We start from the raw sequence: 13429 nt of genomic DNA, 5'->3' as shown, positions 1-13429 counted from the left end.
CGAATGTCGGTTGGCAAGGGTCTTCGGCCGATGCCCGGCGTTCCTGCGGCTTTTGGCCGTCAGGACGTCGATCTCGACAGCGGCCATGCGCTCAGTTTGACGCAACCGGGGCGGCGGCCCGGATTCGGCCTCCGGCTGCGAAAAGCAGGGCGGCTGAAACCGTCGCGCTCAGACCCAGGATGATCGAGACCAGTGGCAGGGACCACCCTGCCTGGAACAGGAAACCGGCCAGTACCGGGGCCAGGGCCGAGCCGCCGCGCCCCAGACCGATGACAAAGCCCGTGGCGGTGGCGCGCAGTTTGGTCGGGAAGGACTGAGCCACGATGGCATACAGGCCGACGATCGGTGCGTTGGTGAAGAAGCCGGCGACGGCGGCCGCGATCGAAATCTCCTGAAGCGTCTCCCAGCCGCGACCGAAGGCGATGACGGCTACCGTCGAGCCCAGCATGAAGATGATGGTCAGGGCCGTGACCCGGGCCTTCAGCGTCGCCAGGCCCAGTGTCAGGGCCCCCAGCGATCCGCCGATGCTCGTCCAGACCAGGACGCCCGCAGCCGTGGGGGGCGTGTAGCCCATGTCCACCACGATCTTCGGGATCCACTTGATGATGTAGTAGAAGGTGATGATGTGGAAGAAATAGGCCAGTCCCAGCAGGATCACGAGAACGGCGAACTGCTTGGAAAACAACAGGGACATGCCGGCGCGAGGCTTCACCGCCGGGGCGTCGGGCAGGGCATCGACGGTCGGGTGTCCCATCCGGCGCAGGGTGGTGTTGATCCGCTCCAGCGCGCCCTTGCCGCGGCGCTGCATCTCGAAGGCGATCGACTCCGGCACACGCCACAGGATCAGTGGCACGAAGATCAGGGTCATGACCCCGCCCAGTATGAAGACCGCAGGCCAGTCGTAGACCTTCAATAACTGGCCTGAGATCAACCCGCCGATGACCGACCCGATCGGATACCCGGCCGACATCAGCACGACACACAGCGCACGGCGCCTTGCATTGGCGGCCTCGGCCACGGCGGCGTTGATGGAGGCCAACATCCCCCCGATGCCCAGGCCCGTCAGGACGCGATAGAGCGACAGGGTCGTCAGGTCGTGGGCGGTCGAAGCGGCGAACATCCCGCACGCCATGACGAGCAGACAGCCCAGGATCGTCCGGCGACGCCCCAGAACGTCGGCCACCCCGCCCAGGAAGAACGACCCTAAAGCCATGCCGATCAGTTCCATCGACAGGACGATACCCAGGGCGGCGCGATCAATGCCCCATTCACGAACGATGCCGGGCGAGGCATAGCTGATCGACAACACGTCGAAGCCGTCGAGCGCGTTCAACCCGACCATCAGCAGGACCGCGGTCCACTGGAACCGCGACATCGCGGCCTTGTCGACGATGTCGCGTGGGTCCGTTGCCATGGTCTTCACTCCCCTTTACGGCCGCTGAAGGGCCGTTTCACAATCGATATCAGAGTTTTCGCCGTCACAACTGGACGATGACGGATTTCAGCTCGGTGTAGGCCTCGACACCCGGCCGACCGTGCTCTCGGCCAAGACCGGACTGTTTGTAGCCGCCGAAGGGCATGGCCGGGTCGATGACCGAATGGCAGTTGCCCCAGACGGTGCCGGCCTTGATCCCGGCCGCCAGCCGATGCATCGCCGACAGGTCTTTGGTCCAGATGCTGGCCCCCAGGCCAAAGGCGCTGTCGTTGGCGTGGCGCGCCACTTCGTCCAGATCGTCGAACCGCTGGGCGACGACGACAGGGCCGAAGATCTCCTCCTGCACCACGCGCATCTGGGGCTTCACGTCCACCAGGACGGTCGGCTCGATGTAATAACCCTCGGAGCCCAGCGTCCCACCGCCGATGGCGACGGAGGCACCGGCCTTCTTGCCGTCGTCGATGTAGGCCATGACACGCTCGAACTGATCCTGGCTCACGACCGGGCCCATGTGCCCGGTGGGGTCCAGCGACGCGCGGGGCGACCAGAAGGCGGCCTGTTCGGACACCTGTTCGATGACCTGATCGAAGACGTCGCGGTGGGCATAGATGCGCGATCCGGCCACGCAGATCTGACCGGCGTTGAAGAAGATGGCACCGGCCGCCCCGGCACCTGCTGCCGCCAGGTCGGCGTCGGGCAGGATGACGACCGGCGATTTTCCGCCCAGCTCAAGCGTGACGTGCTTCAGCGTGTCGGTGGCGGCGCGGTTGATGACCTTGCCGATCTCGGTCGAGCCGGTGAAGGCGATCTTGTCCACGTCGGGATGGGTGGTCAGACGGGCACCGGCCGTGTGGCCATTGCCCGTGATGATGTTGACGACCCCGGCCGGGAAGCCGGCCTCTGCGATGAGGTCGCCCAGTCGCAGCGCGGTCAGGGATGTCTGTTCGGCGGGCTTCAGCACGACGGTACAGCCGGCGGCCAGGGCGGGCGCGATCTTCAGCGTCGCCATGACCAATGGGAAATTCCACGGCGCGATCAGGGCCGCGACGCCGACGGGCTCACGCCGGACGTAGGCGTGAAACGCCCCGACGGGCAGGGAGGCGGGCAGGGTCGTCTCGGACGAAATCTTGGTCGCCCACCCGGCCATGTAGCGCAGCATGTCGATGGCCGAAGGGATGTCGGCGGCGGCGGCCATGCCTTTGGGCATGCCATTGTCGATGGCCTCGAGCTCGGAGAACTCATCGGCATGAGCCTCGATCAGGTCGGCCAGCCGGTGGATGCAGCGCTCGCGGTCCAGCGGACGCAAGGTGGTCCAGCGACCGTCGTCGAAGGCGCGCCGGGCGGCCGCGACAGCCCGGTCCACGTCGGCGTCGGAGGCGTCGACGAAGCGGCCGATCTCGCGCGCGTTCGACGGGTCGATGATCGGAATGGTCGCGCCGTGGGTCGAGGCCACCCACTCATTGTCGATGAACAGGGCCGGGGCACGGGCGATGGCGCGCTTGGCGTCGCCGGAATAGTCGCGCTGGGTGAAGGGGCTCATGTCGTTCATCGTTGCGTTTCCTGGGGGCTATGCGGCCGGTTGGATCCAGTCGTCAGGGCTGAGGGGGTAGGGCGGCGCGGGCGGCCTTTGCGGTATTGGACAACAGACAGGCGATGGTCATGGGCCCGACCCCGCCGGGGACGGGCGTCAGCCAGGCGGCGTGGGCGACCTCGTCGGCGGCGACGTCACCGACCAGCCGCGACCGCCCATCGGCATCCTGGACCCGGTTGATGCCGACGTCGATGACGACGGCCCCGGGCTTGACCCAGTCGCCGCGCACCAGACCGGGGCTGCCGGCCGCGACCACCAGGATGTCGGCGCGGCGCGCGATCGCCGGCAGGCCGCGCGTCAGGATGTGGGTCACGGTGACCGTGCATTCGCGCTCCAGAAGCAGAAGCGCGACGGGCTTGCCGACGATGTTGGACTTGCCGATCACCACGGCGTTCAGCCCGCGGAAGTCGTCGATGACCCGTTCCAGCAGCATCATGCAGCCCAGCGGCGTGCAGGGGATCAGGCCGCCGCCGGTCGACAGGCGCCCGACGTTGACCGGGTGGAAGCCGTCGACGTCCTTGGCCGGGTCGATGGCGTCCAGCACAGCGGCGGCGTCGATCTGGGGCGGCAGGGGCAGCTGGACTAGGATGCCGTGCACCGCCGGGTCGGCATTCAGCCGGGCGACGAGGGCCAGCAGCGTGGCCTGATCGGTTTCGACCGGCAGGCGGTGTTCGATCGAACGCATGCCGACGCGGCGGGTCTCTGCCACCTTGCGCCCGACATAGACCAGGCTCGCGGCATCCTCACCGACCAGGACGACGGCCAGGCCGGGTGTCACGCCGTCGGCGATCAGGCCGGCGACCTCATCGGCCACCCTCGCGGTGACCTCGGCGGCGATCGCGCGCCCGTCCAGGATGGGCGCGGTGTCGATCATCAGTCGCCGAAGACCACGGTCTTGGAGCCGTTCAGCAGGACCCGGTCCTGAAGGTGGAAGGCCACGGCGCGGGCCAGGACCCGGCGCTCGATATCGCGGCCCTTCCTGACCAGATCGTCGGGCCGATCGACGTGGGTCACCGCCTCCACGTCCTGGGCAATGATGGGCCCTTCGTCCAGGTCGGCGGTGACGTAGTGGGCGGTGGCACCGATCGACTTCACGCCGCGCGCATGCGCCTGATGATAGGGCTTCGCGCCCTTGAAGCCCGGAAGAAAGCTGTGGTGGATGTTGATGCAGCGGCCGGACAGATAGGCCGACAGGTCGTCGGACAGCACCTGCATATAGCGCGCCAGCACGACCAGTTCGGCCCCCGTCTCCTCGACGATCGCCTTGATCTGCGCCTCCTGTTCGGACTTGGTCTCCTTGGTGACCGGCAGGTGATGGAAAGGCGCATCGCCGATCAGCGAGATCTTCAAGACCTCGCGCGGATGGTTGGAAACGATGCCGACCACGTCCATGGGCAGTTCGCCTGTCCGATTGCGATACAGCAGGTCACCCAGGCAGTGATCGAATTTGGATACCAGCAGCAGCACCTTGCGGCGCTCGGCGGTGCTGCGCATCGACCAGGTCATGGCGTGGCTGTCGGCCAACGGCCTGAAAGCAGCATGCAGGTCCTGCAGGTCGACGCCGCCGTCCACCAGTTCGAAAAGCACACGCATGAAGAAACGGCCGGAATCGCGGTCGTTGAACTGCTGGGCTTCCTGGATATTGGCCCCGCGCTCGAACAGCAGACCGGCGACCTTGGCGACGAGACCCGGCTGGTCGTCGCATGACAGGGTCAGAACGCAGATGTCGGACAAGCTTTGGATCCCCTCAGGCGTGCGGCGCTCAGCGGCCGTGTTTGCTGGCGTAGTCGCTGACCCATTCGGCGGTCTTGGCGATGCCGCCGAACGGATAGAAATGCAGGCTCAGATCGCCATGCCGGAGCGGGTCGATCCGGGCGGCCAGATCGCCGATCAGGCGGTCGGGACCGGCGGAGCCGATCAGCTGGGTGATCGACAGGCCATAGCGGCTCATGACCTTGGCCGAGGTGCCGACGCCACAGCGGGCGGCGAATCGCATGAGCGTCTTGATGCCGGCCGGTCCCGGCACGCCGATGCGGATCAGCGCGTCGATGCCGTGGGCGCGGACCTGTTCGACCCAGTCCACAATGGGGTCGGGGTCGAAGCCGAACTGCGTCAGGATGGTCATGGAGATGCCGAGTTCGCCCAGGGCGTCACGCTTGTCGAACATGGCGCGCCACAGCTTGTCCCCCTCAATATCGGGATGACCTTCGGGATATCCGGACACGCCGACGCTCTCCAGGTTCAGACCGGCCAGCATGCCGGACTTGATCAGCGACAGGGCATCTTCATAGGGGCCTTCGGGCACCGGCGGGTCGCCCGCGACGACGAACAGGCGCTTGATCTGCGCATCCGCCGCCAGCCGTTCAAGGAAGGATCGCAACTCGGTCTCCGACGCGATGCGTCGCGCCGAGATGTGGGGCGCCGGGTCGAAACCCAGGGCGCGGACGCGCACGGCGGCGTGCAGACGGGCTTCGAAGGTCTCTCCCGGCAGGAAGGCGATGGCGATCCGGGTGCCCTGCGGAATGAAGCGGGCGGCTTCCTCCAGCGAAGGGACGTCCTTGGCCGTCATCTCCAGCGAAAAATGGCGCAGCATGCGGCTGGTCGCACTGCCAGTCGGCGTTTCGGCGTCCGTGAGCATGTCCATGGATGCGTCCCTCGAGCGTTTCCCGGGTCAGTTCGTCTGACCTCTAGCGACGCCTCATTTATTCGTATAGATGAACTTTTCGAGGATGTGAAGAGAAGGAGGGGCCATGTCGGGATCGCGCGCTGCGCCGCTTCTGCTGCTGCCCGGCCTGCTGTGCGACGCTCGCATCTGGCCGCGCTCGGCCCTAGAACTGACCGTTCCCGTCAATGCGCCCATGGGGTACCGATCGGCTGATACACTGGCGAAAATGGCTGCGATCGCTCTGGAGAACGCCCCTGAGCGTATCTCGGTGCTCGGCCATTCGATGGGCGCGCGGGTCGCGCTGGAGATCGTGCGTCAGGCTCCCGAACGTATTGAGCGACTGGCCCTGGTCAGCACCGGTGTTCATGCCCCGAAGCCGGGCGAGGCCGCTGCGCGTCAGGCCCTGCTGGACCTCGGTCGGAGCGACGGCGCGAACGCGCTCGTGGATCGCTGGCTACCGCCGATGGTGGCTCCAACGAGCAGGAATGACAGCGCCCTGATCGATCCGCTGCGGGCCATGTGCGTTCAGTCCGGCGTGGACACCTTCGCCGCCCAGATCAACGCCCTGCTGACCCGACCGCCGGTCGAGGATGTGCTGGCCTCCATCGCTTGTCCGACCCTGGTGCTGGTAGGGTCCGAAGACGAGTGGAGTCCACCCGCGCAGCACCGCGCCATCGCAGACGCTATACCCGGCGCCGAACTGGTCGTCGTCGAAGGCAGCGGCCACATGCTGCCCGCCGAAGCGCCGCAAGCCTTCACCGACGCTGTCCGCCGCTGGCTGGCGTCCAACCCCGTCCCGGCCTCGAGGGCCGAGCATCAAGCCGCCTGAACAAGAAACGAGAGAGAGGAAACCCCATGACCGCCAAGAGCCTGCAGGACGTCCTGAACGGCGTCACGAACATCCCCGACTTCCTGCGCAACCAGCAGGCCGGTCCCAACGCCTATCCGGGCGTCCCCGGCGAGTTCAGCAACTGGCGCGACGAGCAGATCGCCTGGCAGCAGACCTGCGTCCTGTTCAATCAGAGCTACCACATGGTGGACCTGCTGGTGGAAGGCCCCGACGCCCTGGCCATGCTGAGCAGCCTGGGCATCAACAGTTTCAAGGGGTTCCAGGTCGATCGCGCCAAGCAGTTCGTGCCGGTCAGCCATTCCGGCCACGTCATCGGCGATGTGATCCTGTTCTATCTGGCCGAGAACACCTTCAACATGGTGGGCCGCGCCCCGACCATCGAATGGGTCGAGTTCCACGCCGCGACCGGCGGCTGGGATGTCCGCGTCGCCCGTGACGAGCGCACCGCCGTCCGTCCCGATCCGCAGAACCGCAAGTCGTACCGGTACCAGATTCAGGGTCCGAACGCGATGAAGCTGATGGAAAAGGCGCTGGGTGCAGCCCCGCCGGACCTCAAGTTCTTCCACATGACGCACCTGACCATCGGCGGGCGCACCGTCCGGGCCCTGCGCCACGGCATGGCCGGCCAGCCGGGCTTCGAACTGTTCGGGCCGTGGGAGGAAAAGGACGAGGTCCACGCCGCCCTGGTCGCCGCCGGTGCAGACTTCGGACTGAAGCTGGTCGGGGGGCGGACCTATTCGTCCAACACGCTGGAATCCGGCTGGATTCCGTCGCCGCTGCCGGCCGTCTACACCGGTGAAGAGATGCGCCCCTATCGCGAATGGCTGCCGGCCACGAGCTATGAAGGCAAGGCGTCGCTGGGCGGCAGCTTCTATTCGGACAACATTGAGGATTACTACCTGACGCCCTGGGACCTGGGGTATGGCCCCTTCGTCAAGTTCGACCACGACTTCATCGGCAAGGACGCGCTCGAGAAGAAGCAGGCCGGGCCGCACCGCAAGAAGGTGACCCTGGCGCTGGAGAGCGAGGACGTCATCCGCGTCATGAGCTCGCAGTTCCAGAAGGGCGACCGCGCCAAGTTCTTCGAGTTTCCCTCTGCGGTCTACACCATGCACCAGTTCGACCGGGTCCTGGGCGCGGGCGGCAAGGATGTCGGCCTGTCGACCTGGGTCGGCTACAGCGCCAACGAAGGCCGCGGCCTGACCCTGGCCATGCTGGACGAGGAACACGCCAAGCCCGGCACGCAGGTCACCCTGTTGTGGGGCGAGGAGAACGGCGGATCGAAGAAGCCCACCGTCGAATGTCACGTCCAGACGGAAATCCGCGCGACGGTCAGCCCCGCGCCATACTCGGAAGTGGCGCGCGACGCCTATGCCGACAGCTGGCGCACGCGTCAGTTCGCTTAAGGATCGATCAGGGGCCGGCGGTTCAGACCGCCGGCCTCGCTTCGATGTTTCCCAGGGCAGTGGCACCCGTGTCCGGGTGCTCCAGAAGATCGACCGCCCGCTCGATCAGATCGATCGTCGTCGCTTCCATCTCCGGCGTGAAGCGGGCGAGGGGGATGGCGACGCTTATGGCGCCGACGGCGCGTCCCTTTGACATGACCACCTTGGCGATGCCGTGGATTCCCGGGGTATGTTCTTCACGCGTGCGGCCGATGCCGGTGCGGCGGATTTCCGCCAGTTCGGCGCGCAGGTCCGCTTCCTGCGTGACGGTGCGACCGGTGAAAGCCGCGCGCTCCGACTCCGCGAAATACTCGGCCAGGGTCGGCTCGTCATAGGTCGCCAGGATGGCCTTGCCGGCGGCGAAGGCGTGCATCGGCGCGTGCTGGCCCACTTCCAGCGTATATTTCAGGGCGTGATTGCCGATCTCGCTGACAGCGGCTTCCACCTCATGACCCTTGGGGACAAAGAAGCCGGCTGTCTCGTTGAGGCGCACCTTCAGGGATTTGACGATGGGTCCGGCAAGCTGGACGACCGTATCGGCGGACTCTCTGGGCTGCAGGCGGACTAGACCCTCGCCGGGCCCATAGCGGCGCCCTGTCCGTTCCACGTAGCCGCGATCGGCGAGGGTATTGAGCAGATAGGACAGGCTGCTGACGGGAATGGCCAGGGCGGTGGAAATTTCGTGGGCTGCCAAAGGGCGTCCCTGGGCCACCAGCAGCTCGAGGATGTCGAGCGTCCGCATGGCGGACTTCACGGTCGAGGAGGGGGCGGTGTCAGTCATGGCGTCCTGGCCCCAATGATCGGTCGCTGTCGGGCTGACAAGGGGTCTTGCGTGTTGCCGAGCCTAGCCGGGGGTTGAAAACGTCAGCGCCCCGCGTCGTTCCGCGAACAGCCAGCGGCCGTCGATCCGCGTGAAACGATCGCGATAGGTGCCGACCAGCGGGAGTTGGTCGGGGGCAGTGAACAGCAGCATCGCACTGGTGGCCGAGGCTGTATCCGCGTCCTCGACGTTCACCACGATGTTGGCGCAGACGTGCTGGGTCTTTCGTGGTGGCCGAGATGTGAAGGCGGCCAGCAGTTCGGGATGGCCGACGATGGGCGTATCGGGCGCGGTTGGGCGGGTCATCAGCCCATCCGGCGCATACAGGGCGACGACCTCGTCCCAGCGGGCCTGGTCGTTCAGCATCGCATACAGGTTGATCAGACGCGCGCAGGCCCATTCGATGCTCAGACGCTCGGTGTCGTTCATGACCGTCCTCGAAAAGAGATGGCCCGGAGCGGGGGTCCGCTCCGGGCCGGGACATCAGAACTTGTAACCGATGCTGACGCCATAGGTACGCGGCGGCAGATAGGTGACCCCGATCAGGCGACCGGTGGCCAGGGCGAAGGTCGAGGAGCGGATGTCTTCGTCCCCGATGTTCTTGACCCACAGCTGGCCCCGGATCGCGCCGTCCCCGCTCTCATAGACCAGAGAAGCGTCATAGACGGTGTAGGGGTCCGAGCTCTCGATATCCCGCTCGAACTCCGAGAAGAACACCTGGCTCTTGTGCGAGACATCGCCCTGCAGCATCAGCGACCCGTCCATCGGCATGGCGAACGGAAGGTCCAGCTCGCCGTGCAGGCTCCAGGCCAGATCAGGCGTGTTGCGGACCTTGTTGCCTGCCAGCTGAAGGTTGCCACCGCCCGGCGCGCCGAACGCGGTCGGATCGGGGTTGGTCACGGCGTTGTAGGGCGTGCCGCCTGCGACGTTCTGCGGGGCCAGCGGATCGATCGTCAGATAGTCGTCGAACGTCGCGTCGGTGTAGGACAGGCCGCCCGAGAACCGGAACACGTCGGTCGGACGCGCCGAGAACTCCAGCTCCACCCCGTTGGCCGAGGTCTTGGCCGCGTTCTGGAAGATCGTCGTATAGCCCGTGGGGCCGCCGGAGATCGTCTTGTTCAGCTGCAACCCTTCCAGCTCGTAGGAATAGGCGGCGGCGTTCACGGTAAGGCGCTGGTCCAGCAGCGTCGCCTTGACCCCGACTTCGTGGTTGGTGATGGTTTCCGGATCCACGATCGTGGTGGAACCCGAAGCGTTCTCGCCCGAACCGGCTTTGAAGCCTTCCGAGTAGGTATAGTAGAGCAGCAGGTCGGGATTGACCTCCCACTGGACGCCGACTTCAGGCGTGAAGTCCTCGAAGGTGCGCTCGGTATGGGTGCCAGCCGCCGTCGGGTTCAGCGTCGGCAGGTGCTGGTTGGGTGCCGTAGGGCTGTAGCGGATCACGATGCCAGGGTTTTCCGACGTGACTTCTTCGTGGCTGTAGCGGCCGCCCAGCTTGATGCTGAGGCCTTCCAGCCCGGGGGAGATCATGCCCAGGTCGAAGTTGGCCTGGCCGAAGATGGCATAGGCCGTCGTTTCCAGGTTGGAGTGGGTGCAGACCCGCTTGGGCGTGATGATCGCCGATCCGCCGGTCGTCCCGCCCGCGTCGTAGCCGCAGAGCTGATAGGCCAGGTCCAGCGGGATGTTGTCGCGCACCAGAATGGCCGGCGCCTGGGCGTTGCCCGAGCGACGCTTGAAGCCGACGCTGTCTATCGGGCTCTGCTGCTCGTTGAAGTAATAGGCACCTAGCACCGCGTTCACATGGTCGGTGTCGTAGTTCAGCTGTAGCTCGTTCGAATACTGGTCACTGTCGATCCGCCGCTCCTGGATCGTGCTGGCCAGACCGTTGAGCGACGGCTCGTTCTGCACCGCCGACAGGTCGAGGTCTTGGAACAGGGCGGATTTAAAGCTGCGGAAGTTGGCGATGTTGGTCAGTGACAGAGTGTCGCTGATGTTGGCCTTCAGCGTGGCGGTGAAGGCGTAGGACTCCGTCTGGGTGCCAGGTTGATCCTCGCTGGCCAGATCGCGCGGGTTGGTGGCGTAGCCGCCGACGCCCAGGGGGGCCAGACGGGCCACGCCGGGGAAGCTGGCGCGCAGATAGTGGACGGCCCCCGAGCTGTCGTCCTGACGGAAATACTCGCCCGACAGCAGCAGGCTGACATCCGGCGTGAAGTCGAAATTCAGCTGCGCGCGGATCATCCGGCGGTTCAGGTCGTCGACGTCGGCGCCCGTCACTGGGTTTGAGCCGAAGCCGTCGCGCTGTTCGGTCTTGCCGGCGACGCGGAACTGGATGCCGTCGGTGATCGGACCGCCTATGGCGACCTCGCTGACCAGGGCGTTGTAGTTGCCGAAGGTCAGGCGACCGTAGCCCTCCATGACGTCTGACGGCTTGGCGCTGATGACGTTGATCGACCCGCCGACGGCGTTACGCCCGTACAGGGTGCCCTGGGGACCGCGCAGGACCTCGACGCGCGCGATGTCGAACAGTGAGGTCAGCTGGGCCTCGGCGCGCGCGACATAGGCTCCATCGACGTGTAGGGCGACGCCGGTCGAGCTGCCGGTGGTCGAGGTGTTGGCGCCGACGCCGCGGATGAAGATCTTGGCCTGGTTGAAGTCGTTGCCGAAGTTCACCGACGGCACGATGGTCTGCAGGTCCTGCAGGTTGTTGACCTGGGCATCGCCCAGACGTTCCTCGCCCAGAGCGGTGACCGCGATGGACACGTCCTGGATCGATTGTTCGCGACGCGCCGCCGTGACGATGATGTCATCGACTGACGAAGCCTCTGGCTGGGTCGTCTGGGGCGGTGCGGTCTGCGCATGCACACTGGTCGAGGCGAGCAGCGCCGCGAGCGTTCCGATTACGATTCTCATGATTGGATCCTCCCTTTGATGTTTTTTGTCGTGTTTTTGTCGTGTTCTTATCGTTGTCCGGCCCACGGCGGCCGGTGGCTCAGTCCGCCGTGATCACCACCTCCAGAAGCCTGGGCCCCACGCCCTGGAAGAGATCTTGTATGGCCGCGTCCAGCGCGGCGGGGTCGGCGACCCGTGTCGCCGGGACGCCTTGGCCCTGCGCCAGCGCGCAGAAGTCGAGGCCGGGCAGGCGGCTGCCCACCGCCTCCATCCCGAACAGGCCGGCGAAATGCTCAAGCGCGACGTAGCCGCCGTTGTTGACGATCAGGAACCGGACATCGAGCGCGTGCTGGGCCGCGGTCCACAGGCCCTGGATCGCATACATGGCCGAACCGTCGCCCAACAGGCACAGCACCGGGCGGTCGGGCCGGCCCATGGCGACGCCCAGCGCAGCGGGCAGGCCGTGGCCCAGGCCGCCGCTGGCGCAGGTATGGAACTCCTCGTCCGCGCGGACCCGGTAATAGTCGTGCAGTGGTCCCCGCGTGCTGGGGGCCTCCTCGACGATGGCGATGCCCGTGGGCCGCAGGGTCTCAAGTCGCGCCATCAGCAGGGCGTCGGTCAGGCGATCGGTTGCCGGAGCGGGCAGGGCGGCGCGTGCACGCGGCATGGCGCGTGGCCGGTCGGGTGCGACCTGCGCCAGGTGGGCGATGGCGCGGGTGACGTCGCCGGTGATGGCCAGACCCAGGGGCGCGCGGGCCGCCATGGCCGGGTCGTCGACGATCTGGACCAGGTCCGCGCCCTCTGGCGCGAACGGACCGAAGCCCTCGACGTGGAAGGTGAAGACGGGCGCGCCCAGCACCAGCACCAGATCATGGCCGTCCAGCGCCTCCACGATCGCCTCGCGCGAGGCGGCCAGGAAGCCGGCGAACAGGGCATGGTCTTCGGGGAAGACGTTCCGCGCGGCCATCGGCGCGGCCCATACCGGCGCGCCATGACGCTCGGCCAGTGAAACTAGGGCTTCCCGCGCGCCGTCGCGGGCCACGCCGGATCCTGCGACCACGACCGGGCGATGCGCGGCAGCCAGCAGACCGGCGGCCTCTTCCAGCAGCGCGGGATCGGCATCGACGCTGCGGCTGACCCGGGCGGGCGTGATCGGTTCGCAGGGCTGTTCCCAGTCGTCGATGGGGATGGAGACGAACACCGGGCCGCATGGGGCCTGCATGGCAATGTGGTGGGCGCGGGCGATGGCCAGGGGTACGTCCTGCGCCCGGGCTGGCTCGATCGCCCATTTCACGAACGGACGCGGAAACTCGGTCGCGCGCTCGGCGTAAAGGAAGGGCTCATAGGGCAGGATCGAGCGGGCCTGCTGGCCAGCCGTGATCACCAGTGGGGTCTGGTTCCTGAAGGCGGTGTAGATATTGCCCATGGCATGGCCCACGCCCGCCGAAGAGTGCAGGTTGACCAGGGCCGCTCGCCCCGTAGCCTGGGCGAACCCGTCCGCCATGCCGACGGCTACGGTCTCCTGCAGCGCCAGCACATAGGACAGCTCCGGCGGCAGGTCCCGGAACATCGGCAGTTCGGTGGAGCCCGGATTGCCGAAGATGGTGGTCAGGCCGAGGTCCGTCAGCAGCTTGTGAACGGCGTGACGCACCGTCGGGCCGTCGCTCACGCGCAGGGCATCGACACGCAGCGCGCGGGCCGTCATCGGGCCGAGCCCGCCCGAGCGTCAGTGCG

At 66.6% G+C, this 13429-nt stretch carries 11 protein-coding genes; 2 read left to right on the top strand and 9 right to left on the bottom strand.

Translation table 11 applies throughout. The features are described 5' to 3' along the window. Positions 1-91 precede the first annotated feature (91 nt). From AC1DW4_RS09320 to AC1DW4_RS09300, 5 genes are all read right to left on the bottom strand, one after another. The gene (locus AC1DW4_RS09320) at positions 92-1414 is read right to left on the bottom strand and encodes an MFS transporter (RefSeq protein ID WP_477016985.1); all 1323 of its coding nucleotides are present in this window, start codon (positions 1412-1414) and stop codon (positions 92-94) included. A gap of 64 nt (positions 1415-1478) precedes the next feature. Continuing rightward, on the bottom strand, positions 1479-2984 hold the full coding sequence (locus AC1DW4_RS09315) for an aldehyde dehydrogenase family protein (protein WP_477016984.1): 1506 nt from the start codon (positions 2982-2984) through the stop codon (positions 1479-1481). Between the two features lie 43 nt (positions 2985-3027). Continuing rightward, positions 3028-3897 carry a bifunctional 5,10-methylenetetrahydrofolate dehydrogenase/5,10-methenyltetrahydrofolate cyclohydrolase gene (locus AC1DW4_RS09310; RefSeq protein ID WP_477017285.1) on the bottom strand — a complete coding sequence of 290 codons (870 nt, stop codon included), beginning with the start codon at positions 3895-3897 and terminating at the stop codon, positions 3028-3030. 2 nt (positions 3898-3899) lie between these two features. Continuing rightward, positions 3900-4760 (bottom strand): formyltetrahydrofolate deformylase, encoded by an 861-nt coding sequence (purU, locus tag AC1DW4_RS09305; RefSeq protein ID WP_477016983.1) that lies wholly within the window; start codon positions 4758-4760, stop codon positions 3900-3902. Between the two features lie 28 nt (positions 4761-4788). After that, positions 4789-5670 (bottom strand): methylenetetrahydrofolate reductase, encoded by an 882-nt coding sequence (locus AC1DW4_RS09300; RefSeq protein WP_477016982.1) that lies wholly within the window; start codon positions 5668-5670, stop codon positions 4789-4791. A gap of 106 nt (positions 5671-5776) precedes the next feature. Between AC1DW4_RS09300 and AC1DW4_RS09295 the strand changes: the two genes are divergently transcribed. Continuing rightward, positions 5777-6520, top strand: coding sequence for an alpha/beta fold hydrolase (locus AC1DW4_RS09295; protein ID WP_477016981.1), 744 nt, complete (start codon positions 5777-5779; stop codon positions 6518-6520). 26 nt (positions 6521-6546) lie between these two features. Beyond that, positions 6547-7947: a syringate O-demethylase gene (gene desA / locus AC1DW4_RS09290; protein WP_477016980.1), complete on the top strand. Its 1401-nt coding sequence runs from the start codon at positions 6547-6549 to the stop codon at positions 7945-7947. A 22-nt stretch (positions 7948-7969) separates the two neighbouring features. Here the strand turns inward: desA and AC1DW4_RS09285 are convergent, their stop codons facing one another. The 4 genes from AC1DW4_RS09285 to mdlC form a co-directional block, all read right to left on the bottom strand. After that, positions 7970-8767 (bottom strand): IclR family transcriptional regulator, encoded by a 798-nt coding sequence (locus AC1DW4_RS09285; protein ID WP_477016979.1) that lies wholly within the window; start codon positions 8765-8767, stop codon positions 7970-7972. Between the two features lie 63 nt (positions 8768-8830). After that, a complete protein-coding gene (locus AC1DW4_RS09280) occupies positions 8831-9235 on the bottom strand; it encodes a nuclear transport factor 2 family protein (RefSeq protein ID WP_477016978.1) in 405 nt (134 codons plus the stop codon). Positions 9236-9289: 54 nt separating this feature from the next. Beyond that, positions 9290-11716 (bottom strand): TonB-dependent receptor, encoded by a 2427-nt coding sequence (locus AC1DW4_RS09275; RefSeq protein WP_477016977.1) that lies wholly within the window; start codon positions 11714-11716, stop codon positions 9290-9292. A 79-nt stretch (positions 11717-11795) separates the two neighbouring features. Next, complete coding sequence (mdlC, locus tag AC1DW4_RS09270; RefSeq protein WP_477016976.1) at positions 11796-13400, bottom strand: benzoylformate decarboxylase; 1605 nt, start codon at positions 13398-13400, stop codon at positions 11796-11798. Between the last annotated feature and the right edge of the window lie 29 nt (positions 13401-13429).

It is taken from the genome of Brevundimonas sp. P2_A6 (genome assembly GCF_056404975.1).
The sequence above is the reverse complement of the archived record's forward strand: the minus strand, read 5'-3'. Positions and strand labels throughout refer to the sequence as shown.